At 30.0% G+C, this 18,556-nt stretch carries 14 protein-coding genes; 1 reads left to right on the top strand and 13 read right to left on the bottom strand.

Going from position 1 to position 18,556, the window contains the following annotated elements; translation table 11 throughout:
• Positions 1-4 precede the first annotated feature (4 nt).
• From CXF68_RS01335 to msrB, 11 genes are all read right to left on the bottom strand, one after another.
• Positions 5-3,661, bottom strand: a complete 3,657-nt coding sequence (locus tag CXF68_RS01335) for a metallophosphoesterase (RefSeq protein WP_101042562.1) — start codon at positions 3,659-3,661, stop codon at positions 5-7.
• A gap of 62 nt (positions 3,662-3,723) precedes the next feature.
• Positions 3,724-4,308 carry an NTP transferase domain-containing protein gene (locus tag CXF68_RS01330; RefSeq protein WP_101042561.1) on the bottom strand — a complete coding sequence of 195 codons (585 nt, stop codon included), beginning with the start codon at positions 4,306-4,308 and terminating at the stop codon, positions 3,724-3,726.
• Positions 4,309-4,403: 95 nt separating this feature from the next.
• Positions 4,404-5,423: an XdhC family protein gene (locus CXF68_RS01325; protein ID WP_101042560.1), complete on the bottom strand. Its 1,020-nt coding sequence runs from the start codon at positions 5,421-5,423 to the stop codon at positions 4,404-4,406.
• A gap of 38 nt (positions 5,424-5,461) precedes the next feature.
• On the bottom strand, positions 5,462-7,027 hold the full coding sequence (locus tag CXF68_RS01320) for a YdiU family protein (RefSeq protein ID WP_101042559.1): 1,566 nt from the start codon (positions 7,025-7,027) through the stop codon (positions 5,462-5,464).
• A gap of 24 nt (positions 7,028-7,051) precedes the next feature.
• Positions 7,052-7,318 (bottom strand): hypothetical protein, encoded by a 267-nt coding sequence (locus CXF68_RS01315; protein WP_101042558.1) that lies wholly within the window; start codon positions 7,316-7,318, stop codon positions 7,052-7,054.
• An 11-nt stretch (positions 7,319-7,329) separates the two neighbouring features.
• Positions 7,330-8,550, bottom strand: coding sequence for a bifunctional alpha/beta hydrolase/OsmC family protein (locus CXF68_RS01310; RefSeq protein WP_101042557.1), 1,221 nt, complete (start codon positions 8,548-8,550; stop codon positions 7,330-7,332).
• 2 nt (positions 8,551-8,552) lie between these two features.
• Positions 8,553-9,068 carry a peptide-methionine (S)-S-oxide reductase gene (locus CXF68_RS01305; protein ID WP_101042556.1) on the bottom strand — a complete coding sequence of 172 codons (516 nt, stop codon included), beginning with the start codon at positions 9,066-9,068 and terminating at the stop codon, positions 8,553-8,555.
• The gene (locus tag CXF68_RS01300) at positions 9,047-9,301 is read right to left on the bottom strand and encodes an NrdH-redoxin (RefSeq protein ID WP_101042555.1); all 255 of its coding nucleotides are present in this window, start codon (positions 9,299-9,301) and stop codon (positions 9,047-9,049) included. The genes CXF68_RS01305 and CXF68_RS01300 overlap by 22 nt, the downstream gene beginning before the upstream one ends.
• Positions 9,302-9,326: 25 nt before the next feature.
• Positions 9,327-10,733, bottom strand: coding sequence for an FAD-dependent oxidoreductase (locus CXF68_RS01295; protein WP_101042554.1), 1,407 nt, complete (start codon positions 10,731-10,733; stop codon positions 9,327-9,329).
• Positions 10,734-10,797: 64 nt separating this feature from the next.
• Positions 10,798-11,337, bottom strand: coding sequence for a peptide-methionine (S)-S-oxide reductase MsrA (gene msrA, locus CXF68_RS01290; RefSeq protein WP_198553738.1), 540 nt, complete (start codon positions 11,335-11,337; stop codon positions 10,798-10,800).
• A complete protein-coding gene (msrB, locus tag CXF68_RS01285; protein WP_101042553.1) occupies positions 11,327-11,788 on the bottom strand; it encodes a peptide-methionine (R)-S-oxide reductase MsrB in 462 nt (153 codons plus the stop codon). Before msrB ends, msrA begins: the two co-directional genes overlap by 11 nt.
• Positions 11,789-11,979: 191 nt before the next feature.
• On the opposite strand from msrB, the gene CXF68_RS01280 reads away from it, so the two are divergent.
• Positions 11,980-13,185: a Pycsar system effector family protein gene (locus CXF68_RS01280; RefSeq protein WP_101042552.1), complete on the top strand. Its 1,206-nt coding sequence runs from the start codon at positions 11,980-11,982 to the stop codon at positions 13,183-13,185.
• Positions 13,186-13,222: 37 nt separating this feature from the next.
• On the opposite strand, the gene CXF68_RS01275 is transcribed toward CXF68_RS01280, so the two are convergent.
• On the bottom strand, positions 13,223-15,610 hold the full coding sequence (locus CXF68_RS01275; RefSeq protein WP_101042551.1) for a GAF domain-containing protein: 2,388 nt from the start codon (positions 15,608-15,610) through the stop codon (positions 13,223-13,225).
• A gap of 137 nt (positions 15,611-15,747) precedes the next feature.
• Positions 15,748-18,519, bottom strand: coding sequence for an outer membrane beta-barrel protein (locus tag CXF68_RS01270; RefSeq protein ID WP_101047284.1), 2,772 nt, complete (start codon positions 18,517-18,519; stop codon positions 15,748-15,750).
• Positions 18,520-18,556 lie beyond the last annotated feature (37 nt).

The raw sequence follows: 18,556 nt of genomic DNA, 5'->3' as shown, positions 1-18,556 counted from the left end.
AAAATTAAAAATTAAATCCCATAGCAAAAGCTACTCGTAAACCATCATTACTGTTAAAGGCAGAAATATTTGCAGTCATCATATTAGCCGCGTTAAAGAAAACTCCTCCACCAATAGAAGTATTCCATTTTTTAGAATCTATATTTTCTAACCATACTTTACCATAATCAAAACCACCATAAATTCCAATATGCAGTGGTAATAAGCCAGTTTTTAACTTTCTTAAATTTAAACGAATATCTGAACTATGGTAAAACGAATTTTTACCTATAAAGCGTTCATTTCTGTAACCACGTAAACCATTGTTTGCTCCTAAATTGGCTCCTTGATAGAATTCAAAATTATCACCAAAAGTAAAATGACCTTTAAATTTTGTAGCTAAAACTACCTGACCGCTAGGAACTAATTTGTAGTCAAATGAGATAGAAGGAATAACATAGCCAAATTTATTATTTCTTTTTAAATTAGCAGTATAACCAACTTGTAATGCTGTTTTCATTCCCATTGTTGTAAAAGCAGGATTGTCAGTATTTTCAAAGCTGTAACTAGCTTCTGCATTTAAGAAATTTTGAGTATTAAAATTAACAGCTTGTGCTGCAATAAACCGATTAAGAGTTTTATCAATTTTAAAAGATTGGTAGTTTAAGCCTAATTTTATTTTTGCTCCCAAATCACCTTTCCAATGTATCGATAAACCAGCTATAGCCTTTCTTATTTTTACACGATTGTAATCTTTATTTACAATATCATCAGCTTGTAAGTTTGTTGTGTTATTACCTAACCCAAAGAAGTTCATAGCATAATTAGGACTTGTGTACATTGCGTTTAAACCGAGGTTCCAGTTTCCTATAACATTCGCAAATTCACTAGAATAATTTAATTCAAACCCATTAGTAGCAAAATAATAAGCACCAGATAAAATGTGTTGTGATGTAAACGGATTTCTTTCAAAACCATTAGCTGTATAAATGTTAGAGAAACCTATTTTAAATCCATCATCTGGATTCGCTCCAATAAGCGGACTTAAAACATTTGAGTTGTTTTTTAATTTTTTATAATTGTAAACATTCGTTTCGTAATCATCCGTTAGCTTTTTGTTTCCGTTCTTGGTAAGAAATGTATTTTTCTTTGTTTTATGGTCGTAAATAGTTACTCTTTTGCCATTAATAATATTGTAATTGTCATTATTTTGACCACCAATAATTCGAAGTTTAATTAAATTATCTCCATTGCCTTTTACAACAAACATATCATCATCATCTAAGCCATATACCCAAATCTCTTTAGTTTTAATATGATCGTAAGTTCTATTATGAAAAAGAGTACCTTTTTTTCCTTTTTTAATTCTGTATGCAATAACTTTTGTTTGCCCGTTTGGTAAGCGGTTAATTTCAAACCAATCGTCTTTGTTAGTACCTTTAACTATTTGAAATTTATTAATATGTTTAAAATAAGTATCAGATATTTTCTGTAAATTTCTTCTTCTTCCTTGTAATTTCTTTTTAATTATTTTTATGGTTTCACCTTGAACTTCATTAGGGAAGTTCGCAAAAGAAGCATCAATAATTTCATCGGTTATATTAGTAATGATATGTTTTACCTGTGCATCCCAAATACTTTTATCAGATTGATTAATTAAAGACATATCTAATGGATAAGGCTCTAAATTAAACCACTTCGGGCTTTTTAAATCTTCCTGGTAAGCTTGCATTAAACGTAAAGCAGGAACCATTTTTGTAGCAAAATTTAATAAAGCACCATCTCCCATAATAGAAAAGGCTTGATCTCTGTCTCTAGGAATAGGACGATAAATAGTGTACCCATTTTCTTTAAAGGTAGCCCAACGCCATTGATCTTCGTGTCTGTCCCAATCTCCAATTAACATATCAAATAAACGAGCTTTAATATAAGCAGCTTCATCTATTTTATATTTCTCATTTTTAGATAAATTCTTTAATAAATCATCAGTACTAATTACCTTATTAGAAAAACCAAAACTAGCCTTATCACCATGCCCAGAAGCTGCACGCTCTTCAATCATATACAATTCATCACCAAAACCTGAATTAAAAGATCCCAGCGCATTTTGTTTAGGTACATAATATAAAACGGGATTTGTATGATAAATACCTACAGCGTCTGATAAAGCTCCAATAGTAAATGGTGCATACGGATGCGAACCTGTAAAAGCATCTAGCAATAAGCCTTCGGTATACGTTTCATCAAGTTGACCATTTAAATATTGATCTTTAAAAGCAACAGCTTGTAAGTATTGAACAGCATTTTTACGTAATGCTCGCATTACATATTCACTCCCTTTTTTATCTCGTAATCGTAAGGATTTAGATTGATTTCCACCACCTTTTCTTACAGGTCTTAATCCTCCAAAAAGGGTGTCTAAATTTACTGTTGGTGCTGTAACTTTCGTTCCAAAATATTTTCGATATCGTTTTCCCCAAAAATATTCGTAGATACCTCCTTTTGTAACTTCTTTATCTGTGTAAATTGATGCAGCTTTTTCTGTGATTTTACGATCAGGATACGTTGTAAATGTTTTCTTTTTATTAGGTGCTAAAACATTGGTTTGGTACACCACTTTATCTTCATTAACAGCATAAAAACTTACATTAGAAGAGCCGTCTTTATAAATATCTAATTTAGCATAACCTTGCCCACCATAAGTGAATTTTGCGCCGCCTGCTAATTTGGTAGCGGTAGTTTTCGAACCAGAACCACTAATTATTTGCGGAATATTGTCTTCAACAATATATTGTAAACTATGCTCATGACCAGAAACAAAAATTGTTTTATCGTTCTCTTTAGCTAAGGTTACAATACGTTTTTTAAGCTCGTTGTATTTTTTATTTTGTAAATCAGTATTTGTGATTCCCGTTGTTTTTCTTAAAATATTTTTTAGAGTTCCTAAAACAGGAAGCGGTTTCATATGACTTTTAAAAGAATAATAACCACCATGAGGACCATTTGTAAACATTGGATGATGTAATGCGATAACAGTTGTTTTGCCCCTTGCTTTTTTAATTAAACCTTTAAATTCTTCAAAAAATTTTATTCTTGTTTTTATTTCACAGTTGTCATTTATTTTTGGGTGGTTATCCCAATTAGTAACATACCAATGTGTATCAACAATAATTAAAACAACATCTTTAGAAATATTTACTTTTTTTAAAGGACATCCATTTTCTGGTAAAAAAGAATTTTTTCCCAATGCTTTTTCTACTAATTTTTCTTCCCTTTTCAATCCATCTAAACCATTATACCAATCATGATTCCCTGGAATAAAGATAGACCTACCAGCAAACTTTTTTGCAATAGAAGTTTGTGCTTTAATTCTGTGCTTTGCTAAAGGATATTGTTCAGATGTTTTAAAAGGAACTCCTGTTTCATATACATTATCACCTAAAAAAAGTAATGTAGCGTTTTTATCAGCTTTACTAATATGTTTATTTAAATAGGCTAGTGCTGGTGATACAGAACCTAAATTAGAATTTCCTGCATCTCCAATTAAATAAAAAGAGTGTGTAATTTTTTTATTAGAATTTATTTTTTCAGTTTTTTCTTTCGTTGCATATTGAGCTTTATAGGTAGCGCAACCAGTTAATAAAACGACTGTCGTAAAATATAGAAAAGATCTAAAATTCATAAGTTAATCAATTGGATTGTAAAAGTAATTTATATTCTTGAAACCAATGGGCTTAAATATATTTAACCTTGCTTACTAAGGTTTTGATAATCTTCACTAGTATCGATATCAATTAAACAAAAGGGTTTCATTTTTATGATTTCTGATGATTGTTCATTTAATAGCTCTTTTGCTCCTTTATCGCCCTTTAAACTTAGTAATTTATTAAAATTAGATTTCGGGAAAATAGCAGGAACCCCAGTTTTGTTTTTATAATTAGATGCTATTGTTTTAGTAGGATTCTCTTTATAAATAGCTAGCATCTCGTTTAAGTAATTAGTATTTACATTTGGTTGGTCTGCCAGCATAATTAATATTGAATCTATTTTTTTATCCATTAAATAATTTATACCAAAAACAATACTAGTACTTAAACCATCATTGTAATTAGGGTTGATTATGATTTTAATAGAAGTATTATCAATTTGTTTCTTTATAGTTTCAGCATTTGCACCTAAAACACAATAAACATCACAAGCTTTCGATTTTTGTGCTTGTTTAATAGACCAGCCTAATAATGTTGTTTGTTTATAAGGTAGTAATTGTTTTGTAGTTCCCATTCGAGAAGAATTACCTGCAGCGAGTATTAAAATTGCAGTTTTTTTCATTTATTTTTATAATTAATCATCACGAGAAAGAATGACGAAGTAGATCTGTTTATTTTATTTAAAGATTGCCTCATTTCATTCGAAATGACGTTTAATTAAGTATGTATTTTACCAGTTATTTTCTTTAATGAAAAAACTTCTTTTTTACGAATTACCGATAAAATTTCAGCTAAAATAGATAGCGCAATTTCTTCAGGAGTTTCAGCACCAATATTTAGTCCAGCTGGTGTATGGATTTTTTCTAAAAAAACATCACGTATTTCTGGAGTAAAATCAAATAACTCATTTAATAATTTTTCTCTACGTTTTGCAGCACCTAAAATACCAATATAAACAGGATTCTCTTCTTGTAGTTTTATCAGCCACCGAAGATCATATGTGAAATTATGATTCATAATTACAATCGCTGTATTTTCATTTATACCGTTTAAGTGAATAGTTTCTGGAGTTTGAGCTGTTACCGATTTTGCGCTAGGAAAATCGGGTAACTGTTTAGGGTCTTTTATAGAAGTAATTACATCGACTTCCCAGCCTAATAGAGATGCTTGCTGGCATAATTTTACAGCATCATGTTCTCCTCCGAGAATTAATAAACGAAATAAAGGTTGTAAAACTTGCTCGAAAACTAATGTTTTGTTTTTTACTGTTGGATTAAAAGCATCAGAAAAAGTGAATTTTCGAGTGTCATGAAACTGAATTAAAGAACCAAATTCTCCAAATACTTCATCTTTCTTGTCATAAAAAGATTGAATTTCAAATGGTTTCCTATTTGTTAAAGTATCATGAAAAGCATTAATAAAAGGAGTTGCTATTTTAAAAGGTTCTAATAAAATATATAAAACCCCTTCACAACCTAATCTGTACCGACCATCATAAGCAATTATTTTTGCTTTTCCATTTTTAAAAACAGAATGAGCTCTTCGTTGCACTTCTTTTTCTACACAACCACCACTAACAGCGCCAGTTATTTTTCCGTTAGAAGACAATAACATTCTAACTCCAGGTTTTCTGTACGAAGAACCATCTAAATCAACAACTGTTGCTAATACATTTTGTACCTCATTCTGTTGGTTAATAAAAGCTTGCTGTACAATTTCCTTAAATTCGTGCGTCATTTAGTAATGTGAGTTTCTATATCTAAATGTACAAATTTTTAAGAACTACAACTTAGTACAGAGCAACCAACTTTATGGCGTGCCCATTCAGGTCTTTTAGCAAACCATTTTTCATATACTATCTGTTCTGAATATGGTTTTTTTAATAATTTATATAACTCATCAATTAAAGTATAATCACCTTTATCAGCAGCATCAATTGCTAATTGAGCCATGTAATTTCGTAATACATATTTTGGATTCGTTAAATCCATTTTTTCTTTTCTTTCAGAATCTGTAATATTCTCTTGCTTTAACCTTCTTAAATAACGAGTAAACCAATCTTTCCAGTGATTTTTTAATTCATTAGTAAGTTCTTCAATTTTATAAAAAGCAACTTCAACCTTTTTAAAAGCATCGTTAAAAGTATCTTCTGTTGAAATATTTGACAAATTTCTAAAAAATAACGTCATATCGGTTTCAGTTAACTGCAAAGTATCTTCTAGTCTGCCAATTAATTCCTTATCGTTTGCATCATCAGAAAATAAACCAAGTTTCGATTTCATCATCTGATGTTGTTTTTTGTTATAAATCTCAGAGTATTCATCTAAAATTTCTTGTATAGGCGCTACTTCTTCAATAATAGGGTACAAAGCATTTGCTAATTGAAACAAGTTCCATAAGCCTATTTGAGATTGATTTCCGTAACGGTATCGCTTATGTTGATTATCTGTTGTATTTGGTGTCCAACCAGCATCATAGCCTTCTAACCAACCATAAGGCCCATAATCGATTGTTAATCCTAATATTGACATATTATCGGTATTCATAACACCGTGTACAAAACCAACACGCTGCCAATGCACAATCATATCAATTGTACGATTTCTTATTGCTGTTAAAAAGTCGAGGTATTTTTGTTTTCCTTCGGATGTAATTTCAGGATAAAAATATTTAATAGTATAGTCAACCAATATTTTTAATGCTAGAGTGTTTTTTCTTGATGATAAAATTTCAAAACTTCCAAAACGAATAAAACTTGGCGCTAAACGAGAAACAATTGCTCCTTTTTCGTAGGCCGGATTACCGTTATATAATACATCTCGTAAAACTTCATCGCCAGATAAACTTAAAGATAAAGCACGCGTTGTAGGAACACCTAGATGAAACATAGCTTCACTACATAAGTATTCTCTAATTGATGAACGTAAAACAGCTAAACCATCTGCCGTTCTAGAATATGGTGTTTCACCTGCACCTTTTAATTGAATTGCCCAGCGTTTATTATTGTGTACAACTTCGGTTAAGTTAATGGCACGACCATCACCTAACTGACCAGCCCAATTACCAAATTGATGTCCGCCATAGCACATTGCAAACGGATGCGTGTTTTCTAGAATTTTATTACCAGAGAAAACAGCTAAGAACTCATCAGATTTAGCATCTTCTGTACTAAGTCCTATTGCTTCTAGCATTTCATTAGATGCATGTAGTAATTTAGGGGCTGCTGTTTTTTTAGGTTCAACAAATGAAAAGCAAGCATCTAAAACTTGTCTTCTAGAGTTGTCTAAAATTTTATCGGCAGGTAATTGTTTATTAAAAGTATCTTGAATGTTAAGCTTCATTTTACAAAGATAATTGTATCAAAATTATTTAAACGATGTTTTACAAGTTTCACAAACTAAAATATCTTCTTTTAAGGTTATTTTGTCTAGTTTTTTAGCCACTTTATTTATAAAGCTATCATATGTGTTATGATTTGGTGTAATATTGTTAGCTTTAATTTTAGAATAAAATTCTCCTTCCCATTCAGCTTTACCCCAACAGTTAGGACAAACTCCTTCAGGTGCTTTTAAAGAATCATTTTCTTTATATTTTGTTTCGAAATAATTTTTAAGGTTTGTTATTATGTTCATAGTTGTATTTATTATTCAATAATAGTTGTGTCAAAAATAACTTCACTAGCCAATGTTTTATGAACTGGACATTTAGAAGCTATTTCTTTTAAGCGTTTTTTCTGCTTCTCGTCTAAATTACCAACAAATTTTAATTTTTTACTGATATGATCTAAAAAAGTTGGCTTTTCAACTTCAATTCCTAAATCATCACTGTGTTTTCGTGAATGTGTCACATACACAAAAACTTCTTGTAAATCCCATTTTTTACGTTCTGCATACATTTTAAGTGTCATAGCTGTACAAGCAATTAACCCAGCATTTAAATATTCGTAAGGAGAAGGGCCAAAATTATCTCCGCCAATCGAAGTCGGTTCATCTGCAATAATCGTATGGTTTTTAGATTGAATGGTTGTCGTAAAATTATCTTCAATCAAATTTAAATGTCCAACTAATTGTTCTCCATAAGTTTCTAACATTTTATTTTCTTGTTTCGGGAAATAACGTTCAGCCCAAGTACCAATTAAGTTACCTGCATAAATACTGTCTTTTGGGTTTGATAATAAATGATCAGCATCATCTAAACTAATAAAACTTTTAGGATGATGTGCACTTAAATAAAGTTCTTGTGCATTGTTAATTCCTACAACAGTATCAATAGGGGAATGTAAGATTAAGATCGGTTTTCTTAAAGATTTTGTGATTTCTGGTAAATTAGTTTTATCAAAGTCGGAAATAAATTCTTGATTGATTTTAAAAGGTCTTCCGCCTATATTTACTTCAACATTACCAGCCGTTTTTATATTTTCAATTCCATGAGAAAACAAATGTTTAACATGACTCACATTAGATGGAGCCCCAACAGTTGCAACTGCTTTGATGTTTTCTAATTTTGAGGCAGCTACAATTACAGCAGCTCCGCCCAATGAATGACCAACCAATAAACATGGAGCATCATAATGTTCGGTTATATAATCGTTTACAGAAATAAGATCATCAATATTTGCAGAAAAATAACTTTCAGAAAACTCACCTTCACTACGACCTAAACCCGTAAAATCGAAACGTAAAACACCAAAACCATGTTGCGTTAATGAACGACTAATGTTTTTAACAGCTCCCAAAGTACTGCTACACGTAAAACAATGCGCAAAAATGGCATAATAATTTGGTTTTTGATTTGCAGGTAGTTCTAAGTAAGCTTGTAATTTATGTCCTTTTTTATTTATGATATTTAGTTTTGTGTTTTTCATAATTAGGTAGTTGTAATGTTTAGTTTCTCTGTGTTTACTTGTTTAGAAAAATGAGTTAGCAAAAATTTTAATTTAGGATTGATAAATGTTTTACAAAACGGTTTTTCTGGGCTAGAATAGTAATAGTCTTTAAATTGATTTTCAGACGATTTAAATTCCTTAAAATCTAATATTTGTGTAATGATTTCTTGTTCAAAATCATCTTGTAAATCATCAATTATTTGCTGAATTTCTATTTTTTTATTTTCAGGATACACATAAACAGCAGAACGATATTTTTTACGCATAGAGTGTTGCGAAGTGCTTTTATGAGTATGTAAATGAATTTCTACTAATGTTTTTAATGGGATTTCATCAGAATTAAAAGTAACGATAACAGCTTCTGAAAAGGTGTTGTTTTCATTAATGGAAGCAAGAAAACCTTGTGCCACTTTTTCAACGCCAATTAACGATTGAAAAACCGCTTCTGTACACCAATGACAACCACCTCCGAATGCTATTTTAGTTTTTCTATCCATTTATTTAACTCTTTATCTGTCGGGTTTCGAAGTCTTTTCTTACCAATTGTAATTGTTGGAAAGTTAAGTTTTCTGTTTTCGTATAGATTTTTTAATTCTTCTGCAAAACTTTCATTTAGGGCAACATCTAAAAATGCGTAATCTAGATTACGCGTTTTAAAAAATATTTTATAGTATTGAGTTTTATGACACCTTTCGGCTCCGTATAATTTAATAGTAGGAATTACTTCCATAATTATATTGATTTTACGCTACTCGTTATTTTAAATAACTTCTAATTCCGTAACTCGCTAAAACACCTTCGCCAGTTGCTGCGGCAACTTGTGCAATTGCTCCTTCTCTACAATCTCCTGCTGCAAATATTCCGTCTACAGAAGTTTGTGCTAAGCCTGTTGTTTGAATAAAACCTCTTTTATCTAAGTTTACAACACCTTTAAAAGATAGTGTATTCGGAATTAAACCAATAAAAATAAAAGTACCATCTGCTTCTAAAACTGATTCCTTATTTGTTTGATTATCTTTTAATTTTAATCCTTTGAATAATCCCTTTTCATTGGCAATAAATTCTAAAGATGTTTTATTCATATAAGTTGAAATATTCTCTATCGATTTTAATTTTTCAACATATGTTTCTGATGCTGAAAATTTTTCAGAGCGGTGTACAATCTTTACACTTTTACAAAACCCTGCAAGAAATATTCCTTCTTCTAAAGCAGAATTTCCGCCACCTACAACAATAATATCTTTATCTCTGTAAAAAGCACCATCGCAAGTAGCACAAAAATGAATTCCAGAACCAATTAATTCTTCTTCATTTGGAATTCCTATTTTTCTGTAAGTAGAACCTGTAGATAAAACTACTGTTTTTCCTAAATACGTTGTGCTTTTTGTTTGTATGGTAAACATTCCATCTTTCTTCTCGATAGTAATAACTTCTTCACCAGTTTTAATAACAGCTCCATAAGTTGTGGCTTGTTCTTCCATCTTTTCCATTAATTTCGGACCAGAAATAGAAGTAAAACCAGGATAGTTTTCAATTTTTTCTGTTAAGAAAGCATTTCCTCCAATTGTAGATTTCTCTAAAATTAAAGTATCAAAACGATCTCTTTGTGCGTAAATAGAAGTTGTTAATCCTGCTGCTCCACCACCAATAATAATGGTGTCATAAATTTTATGTTCTTTCTCTATATTTATTGAAAGAAGCGCTGTTAATTTTACATTATCAGGATTTGTGTATGGCACATCATCAATTAAAACAGTAGGAATAATTCGTTTTCCGTTATTAATCTCTTCTACTTTAGCCGTTGCCCAATCATGTTGGTCAACATCAATAAAATCAAAATTAATACCATTATCTCTTAAGAAGCTTTTTGCTCTTCTACAATCAGGACACCAATCAGCTCCAAATAATTGGACTCTTCCTGCTTCATTTATTCCTAAAACAGCAGCTAAATCAACATTATCTGGATTGGTATATGATTTTCCTTTTATCATTAACGTTGGAATGATTCGTTTTCCGTTATTAATAGCTTCCACTTTAGCAGTAGCTTCTTTATCTAAATCAACATCTACAAAAGTAAATTCGATATTGTTTTCTTTTAAATATGCTTTCGCTCGTCTACAATCTGGACACCAATCTGCTCCGTATAATAAAATATTATCCATAGTTTTTATTTTTAAGTATGTTTAAAAAGAGGCTTCCATATATAATATAGAAACCTCTTCTGCTTTAATTTAGTTTATCTGAATGTAATGCTCTCAATTGAGATAATTTCGGATTGATCACATAACTACAATAGCTATTACCTTGATTGTTTTTATAATAATCTTGATGATCCTTCCCCGCTTTATAAAAAACAGGAATTTCACTAATTTCGGTAACAATTACATCTTCATAATAAGGAGTTACTCCTTTTGTTACTATTTCAGCTATCTTTTTTTGTTGCTCATTATGATAAAATATCACTGAACGATATTGAGTTCCTCTATCAGCTCCTTGTTGATTTAACGTAGTTGGGTTATGAGTTGTCATAAAAATAACTAAAATATCATTGTAAGAAATTATATCAGCATCAAAAGTTATCTGAATAACTTCTGCGTGTCCTGTTAAACCAGAACAAATTTCACGATATGTTGGTTCTCCAGGAACGTTTCCTCCAGCATAACCAGAAACAACTTCTTTAACTCCTTTTACTGCTAGGAAAACTGCTTCTGTACACCAGAAACATCCACCACCAACAGTAGCTATTTGAATATTATTATTGATCATTTTCTGCTCCTTTCTCTAATTGCATTGATTCTGAATTGATACAATATCTTAATCCGCTTGGTTCTGGTCCATCAGGGAAAACATGTCCTAAATGAGCGTCGCAAGTATTACATAAAACCTCTACACGAACCATTCCTAGAGTTATATCTCTATTGTATTGAATTGCATTTTCGGTAATTGGCTGTGTAAAACTTGGCCAACCAGAACTTGAATTAAATTTAATTGTTGAATCAAATAAAGGAGTATTACAACATGTGCAATTATATTTGCCTTCGTCATAACTAGAACATAATTCACCCGAAAAAGGACGTTCAGTTCCTTTTAAACGCGTAATTCTAAATTGTTCAGGAGTTAGTAACTCTTTCCATTCAGCTTCTGTTTTTTCAACTCTTTTAGCAGGAGTTGGGTTTCCGTCTACTGCGTAATGAATAATGTTTTTCCAAGTTAGCATAATAAAATCCTTTTTTAATTATTATTAAAAATACGAAAAATTTGGGCAAAAAATATAGCACATAATCAATTTGAGGATTGATTTTGTACTATATCTTAAGGCATTTAACAGTAAGATAGTCGTAAAATATTCGTCTAACTTACACTTAGTAAGAATTAAATATTATTTTTACTCTAGTTAAAACCTTTTTGATGAAAAATTTATTGACAGAAGTAGAGCAATTCGTAATTAATCTTTTAAATGAAAATTTAAAACCATCATTTGTTTATCATTCAATTTCTCATACGCAACGTGTGGTTGAGAAAACAAAAGAGCTAATTGAAGGAATGAAGGTTGAAGAAGAAGAAGCTAATAAATTAATGATTGCTGCATGGTTTCATGATGTAGGTTATACAAAGTCAATTGAAAAACATGAAGAAGAAAGTGTTAAAATAGCTGAAGATTTTTTAAAGAAGAAGGAAATTTCTGAGGATGTCGTTGCTGAAGTGTCTAGTTTAATTATGGCGACTAAAATGGGAGTAAAGCCTATATTAAAATTAGAAAAGATAATTAAAGATGCAGATTGTGCTCATTTAGGGAGTAAGAATTTTAGTGATTATACTTCTTTATTAAGAAAAGAATGGGAGTTAACAAAAAAGTATGTTGTTTCTGATGTAAAATGGAACGAAGAAAATATTCAGTTTTTAACAAATCATCGATTTTATACTGATTTTGCTGCTAAAAATTGGAGTAAGGGAGAAAGTAAAAATTTAGCCCAGTTGTTAAAAGATCAAAAAAAAATAGCACAAGAGAGTATAAAGTTAAAACAGAAAAAAGAAGAGTTAGCGTTTAAGAAAAATAAAGTTGAGTTACCAGAGCGTGGTATTGAAACAATGTTTCGAGTTGCTTTAAGAAATCATATAACCTTAAGTGATATTGCTGATACGAAAGCAAATATTCTATTATCAGTAAATGCAATTATTATTTCTATGGCACTGTCTACTTTAATACCTAAGTTAGACAATCCGTCAAATCATTATTTAATTATACCATCATTAATTTTTATATTATTTACAGTGGCTTCTATTGTTTTATCTGTTATGGCAACTCGCCCGAATGTAACAGAAGGTAAATTTACCAAAGAAGATGTAGCAAACAAGAAAGTAAATTTATTGTTCTTCGGGAATTTTCATCAAATGAATTTACCTGATTTTGAATGGGGGATGAATGAAATGATGAAAGATCGTGACTATTTATATGGTTCGCTTACTAAAGATTTATATTTTTTAGGGTTAGTTTTAAATAGAAAATATAAATTATTAAGAACAACTTATACGGTTTTTATGATTGGTATAATTGTAAGTGTAGTTGCCTTTGCAGTTGCATTTCAAATACAAGAAACTGTAAGCGCAGTGTAAAACAGAGTATCTTATCACTATTTAGTGATAAGATACTTTATTGTTTAAAATCACCTATTAATTCATCAATAGTTATTGTTTTTTTACTATTGAAATCAGTTTGATAAATTACTTCTACACGAAAAGCTTTTAAGCCAGAGACACCTTGTAAATTTTCTAGTTCTAGTTTTTCTATTTTACCTAGCTTATTTTTAGATTGTAAGTATTTAATATATTTTAGATATTCTTTAGCGTCTTTATCTTGAGAGTAAACAATCGCAATTTTTCCAGGAGCAGTAAGACGTTCTTTAGTTCCATTTATATGTGCTTTGTCTATTCTCTTTTTTATGATTTCATAACGAATATTATAAGCTCCATCAACATCAAATTGTTTTTCATCCATTCTAAATTTTATAGACAAAGGATTGCTGTGTACAAGAATTAAAGAAGCAACACGTAAATCATGATTCATAGATTCACGAGCAGTGTTTGCAACATTTTCCATTTCGCACATTATTTGTAATTGCCATAACCTAAGGTTGTATAAAAAAAGTTTATCAAACTTTTTTTCTTTTGTTAAAGATTTACCGATATACATATTATACTCTATACCGTCAGTTTTATATCGTTCAAAGTAGTGAGGAAACATTACTTGTGCATCTTCTTGTCTGCAATCAATAAAATTAGATAGCTCATCATTTAATAATGTGACACTTTGTTCATATGCTTTTCGTTTTTCGTAAACAACATGTAATTTAGGGTCTAAACGACTCATATAGGTGTTTACAAGATCGGTTAAAGGAGCGTTTATTTCTTTAATATGTGTAAAAACGGGATAAATATCTCTCTTTAAAAAATCGAGTATACCAATTTCATCTCCTGCTTTTAAACCATTAAAAACTTCTTTTAGATATTCGTTTACACGAAACATCAACTCATCATATATAGGTAGTTTTTCTGATTCACAGGCTTTTTTTAGTACAGAAATAGCTAAGTTAAGTTGTGTAATTAAATCTTCTTTAATGGCTTCATTTCTAGCAATTGAAGACCCCTTTATATCTGATTGTCCGTATAAAGGGTATACATTTTCAAACACAATTTGCTCAATTTTTATGTTTTCTTTTTTTGAGTTTAAATCAGCTTGGTATTGCTCTGCAGCTTCGTTAAATCGCCATTTTACAGTTGGATGTAAAGAGGTATAATGTTCTTGTATTGTTGCTTCTATAATGTTTAAATATTCTTCAGAAGAACGGTCTAGAGCAGCTTTAAAAACGGGAATAATGTCTTTTAGTTTTTGTTGATTTACAGAATTTAATTCATAAGCTCTTGGTGAAGCTATTTCTAATAAGGCTAAATCGTTGTTTTTACTTGCCTTAATTGGTATTAACAAAATACTACCAATATTTTTGTCTTTTAATATTTTAGAAAACTCATTTGATGATTTTCCATATTTTTCAGAATCAGAGATTGCAACTATTTCTTGCTTTTCAAAAACCTTATTAATTATGTTACTACAAAAAAAGGTGTTGCATGATATTTTTTTTTCATGGTCTGATAATATAATACTTTCAGATTTTTTAATACGTGTTGATTGTAAAGAAAAATCAGAGGTATCAAATACAGAAAAACCTACTTGCAAATCTTTTATACTATAAAATTCACTTAAATCTTTACGAAGTTTTTCAACAATACGACCATCATCTTTTTGTAATAAACTGGTCCTTATAGATGAAATGTTTTCATCAGCAGTAACATCAAACAAGGTCATTAGCCCAAAACCTTTGAATATATAGCTGTTTAGCGGGAATTTTTCTTTCCAAATATCAATATTGTCATAATTATCTAAAAGAATTTTAATGTCGTCTTCTGTGATTTTTGGGGCATTTTCTGTAGGAGTAATGTCCATGAAATCTCCATTAAAAGCAACTCGGTAATGTTTTATTAATTCAGTATTTTTATCAGGGATATCAAAAAAGAAAGGACGTTTTAAGTCTATCGGATGTTGATAAACTGTATTTAAAATAAAAGTACATGCCATGATGTACATTTTATCATCTTCAAAATTTCTAACTTTTAATTCATATCCATCACCAGCGTTTTTAAGAATGTTTTCTAATCGTTTTGTAAACTTAAAAGAAGTAAAAGAAAAAGGGACTGTAGCAGCCTTAATTTCGTTTAATGTTAATATTTCAGGAAATAAAGCTTCTAATAAAACATCTATAATGGTTTCATGTTTTTTTAACAACGAAAGATCTGAAAAACCATTAATGAGTTCAGGGTGTTTTTCAACCTCTTTTATAATAACATTAGCAGATGCATTAAAAGGATGGTCTTTAGATTTACCGCTAGCATACTCTTTAAGCATAATATATATCTTTTCGAAACTAATATTAAGCTGTAATGGTAATTCAATGTCTTTAAATTCTTCTAATTTTCTAACTTCCATGAAATTATTGTCTTAATCTATTGCAAATTTACAAAACTGTATGCAGTTTGTCGTTTTTGCTTTGTTTGACTTTCATTAATTAATATAAAAAAAGCCATTATTTTAAATAATGGCTTTTTTATTTCCTAATTAATAGGCTAAAAGTGCCTATTAAAATCACGTATTTTACCTTTTTTCCCTAGGCTATTAAACTTCCAGCTAAAACCTAGCAAAAAATATTGTTGTAATACAGTACTTTGAGAGTCTTCAATATAGTTTGAAGTTGCTCTACGTTGTGCGTTTGTGTTTTGGTTTAATAAATCATAAGCTTTTAAACTTATAGTACCTTGATCTTTTAATACAGAATATGCTAACGTCGCGTTCCAGAACCAAGCAGATTTATTAAAACCAATAAGGTTTGGGTTATAAGTGTATTTTACATCGTTTCTCCATTCTAATTTCTTAGGAAAGGTAGTTTTTGTCCTAAAGCGTAAAGAGTGTCTTGTAAAGTTCTGATTCTGATTTGTATTTATGTCATATTTGGTTTTAGAAAAAGAGATGTCATAACGAGTTTCTATAGATATAATTTTATTCCAATCTAACGTTAAACCAATGTTTGGTCTTAAACCAAGAGTTCTTGCGCCTTCTTTAACTCCGTTATTTATATTAAAATTTTTGTAGGCACTTATATTACTTCCAAGCTTTAACCTAAGACTTGTAATTGAATCTAATTTAACTTTTTTACTATAGCTACCGCCTCCCCATACATCATAACCACCATTATTATTTTCGTAAGTAGAATTTCTAATAAATTTATCAGAAATACTAGTGTTTGAAATAATTTGGTTGTTGTAAAGAGTACCGCTTACATAAAAAAACATTCCTGTACGAGCTTGCCAGTTGTATTTATTAAAATTAACATACATTCTGTGGTTTTGACTAGGCTTTAGGTTAGGGTTACCTTTAATAATGTTAGATGGGTTTGTAACATCTTCAAAAGGTTGAATTTGACGAAGCTGAGGGGCGTTGTTGTTTAACCTGTAGCTAAAATAAACAGAGGCTTTTGAATTAAATCGATATCTAAAGCCAGCATCTAAATCTAAATTGTTAAATTTTTTACTTAAACTTAAGTTAGGACGTAGTTTATCGTCATTTTCAAGTGTTCTGTTAACAAAGCCAGTTTCGAAGTTAAAACGCCATTTTTTTGTTTTATAAATTAATTCTAATGCAGGTGTTTTAGTAATATCGTTATATGTGAAATCTGAACTTTGCGCTATGTTAAAATCGGTATACTGTAAAGATGTATTGTTAAGGTCGTATGTGTTTTCTTTGTTTTCTCTTTCATTTCTTTGAAAACTATATTTAGTATCTAAAAATAATTTTTTAGATACTAAAGGCAAACGATAGCTTATTCGTGTATTAAAGCCATTTAAATTATCTGATATAGTACTTTTTTGATCTCGATTTTCGATTGTAGCATCGCTACCAAAAGTTTCAATAGTAGATTTATTAACTTCTTCCGTACTAGATTTATCAACTTTATTTGTAATCGAGGCTTTAATAAATGAACCCTTAGCTCCTATTTTTTTTGTAATGTCAATAGTGTTGCTAAAATTATTTGCTTCAGATTCTGCATATGAATTACTGTTATAACTGTTGGTTAAAATATTAGTATCATCTAATGATTCTTCTTGTCTATTATTACTACCGTTTCTTTTATTAAATACAAAAGATGGTTGTATGTTAATTAAGAAAGTAGAATCTATTTCAATATCAAACTCTGTACTTACACTGTGGTTATGATTTTCGTTGTTAGTGTTAGATGTTGAGTTTGTAAAGTATTTTCTGTCTGGCAAGGTGTATTCTCTATTGTTTTTTGATGCATCTTTTGATGTGCTTCCTGAATAAAAATAATTAGCATTTACATCTAAACCTTTACCATATTTATCAGCATATGTTGCACCAGTAGTTTTTGATTTTATAATTCCGCTTCCGCCACCAAAACTTCTACCGTTAATATTAAAGCTACCATTGCTACTAATCCAATTATTTCCACCACCAAACATTTTTTGAATTTCACCAAAGCTAAACCCTGGTGAGTTAATGTTATTTGTGCTTGCTAAAACACTAAAACGTTGGTCGTTGTCAAACCTGTTTACCATAGTTGCACCTTCATAGCGCTTATCTGTTCCTGTTGCTGCAGATATTCTACCAAACCAACCTTTATTATTTTCTTTTTTAATAGTAAGGTTAATTGTTTTATTGTCTTCATCTCCTTTTTCTCCAGAAAAAGCTTCAGATTTGGATTTGGTGTCCATAACTTGAACCTTTTCAATGATATCTTTTGTTAAGTTTTTTGTTGTAATAGAGGGATCATTCCCAAAAAAAGGTTTTCCGTTTACTAAAATTTTATTTACAGGTTTTCCGTTTACAGTAATTTTACCTTCTTCATCGACTTCTACCCCAGGTAATTTTTTTAATAAATCTTCAACGTTTGCATCTTTTTTTGTTTTAAAAGATTTTACATTAAACTCTAAAGTATCTTTTTTTATGGTAATCGGAGCTCTAGATTTTATAATAACTTCATTTAGTATATTACTCTCTTCGCTTAAGTTAATTGTACCTAAATTAAAGCTTGTCTTTTTTTCTAATGAAATAGGCTTAGAGTAGGTGTCCATTCCTACATAAGAAACAAATAGTTTTAAATTTTTATGAAAAGATTTTCCTTCTAATGAAAAATGTCCTTTATCATTAGATATTGTGTAAGAAATAACGGAGCTGTCTTTAACCTTCTCTAAGTGAATAGTAGCAGCGTTAATTGGGGTTTTCTCTTTTTCAGAATTAATCTTACCAGTTATTTTAAAAGGGTAAGATTGAGAAAAAGCATTAGTAGCAATTAATAATATAAAAGTAAAAAATAGTTTTTTCATAATCTTTTTCATGAATTATTTAATAATCCACAAAGAA

Source organism: Tenacibaculum sp. Bg11-29 (assembly GCF_002836595.1).
Classification (GTDB): Bacteria; Bacteroidota; Bacteroidia; order Flavobacteriales; family Flavobacteriaceae; genus Polaribacter.
This window is presented reverse-complemented; position numbering and strand designations above follow the sequence as displayed.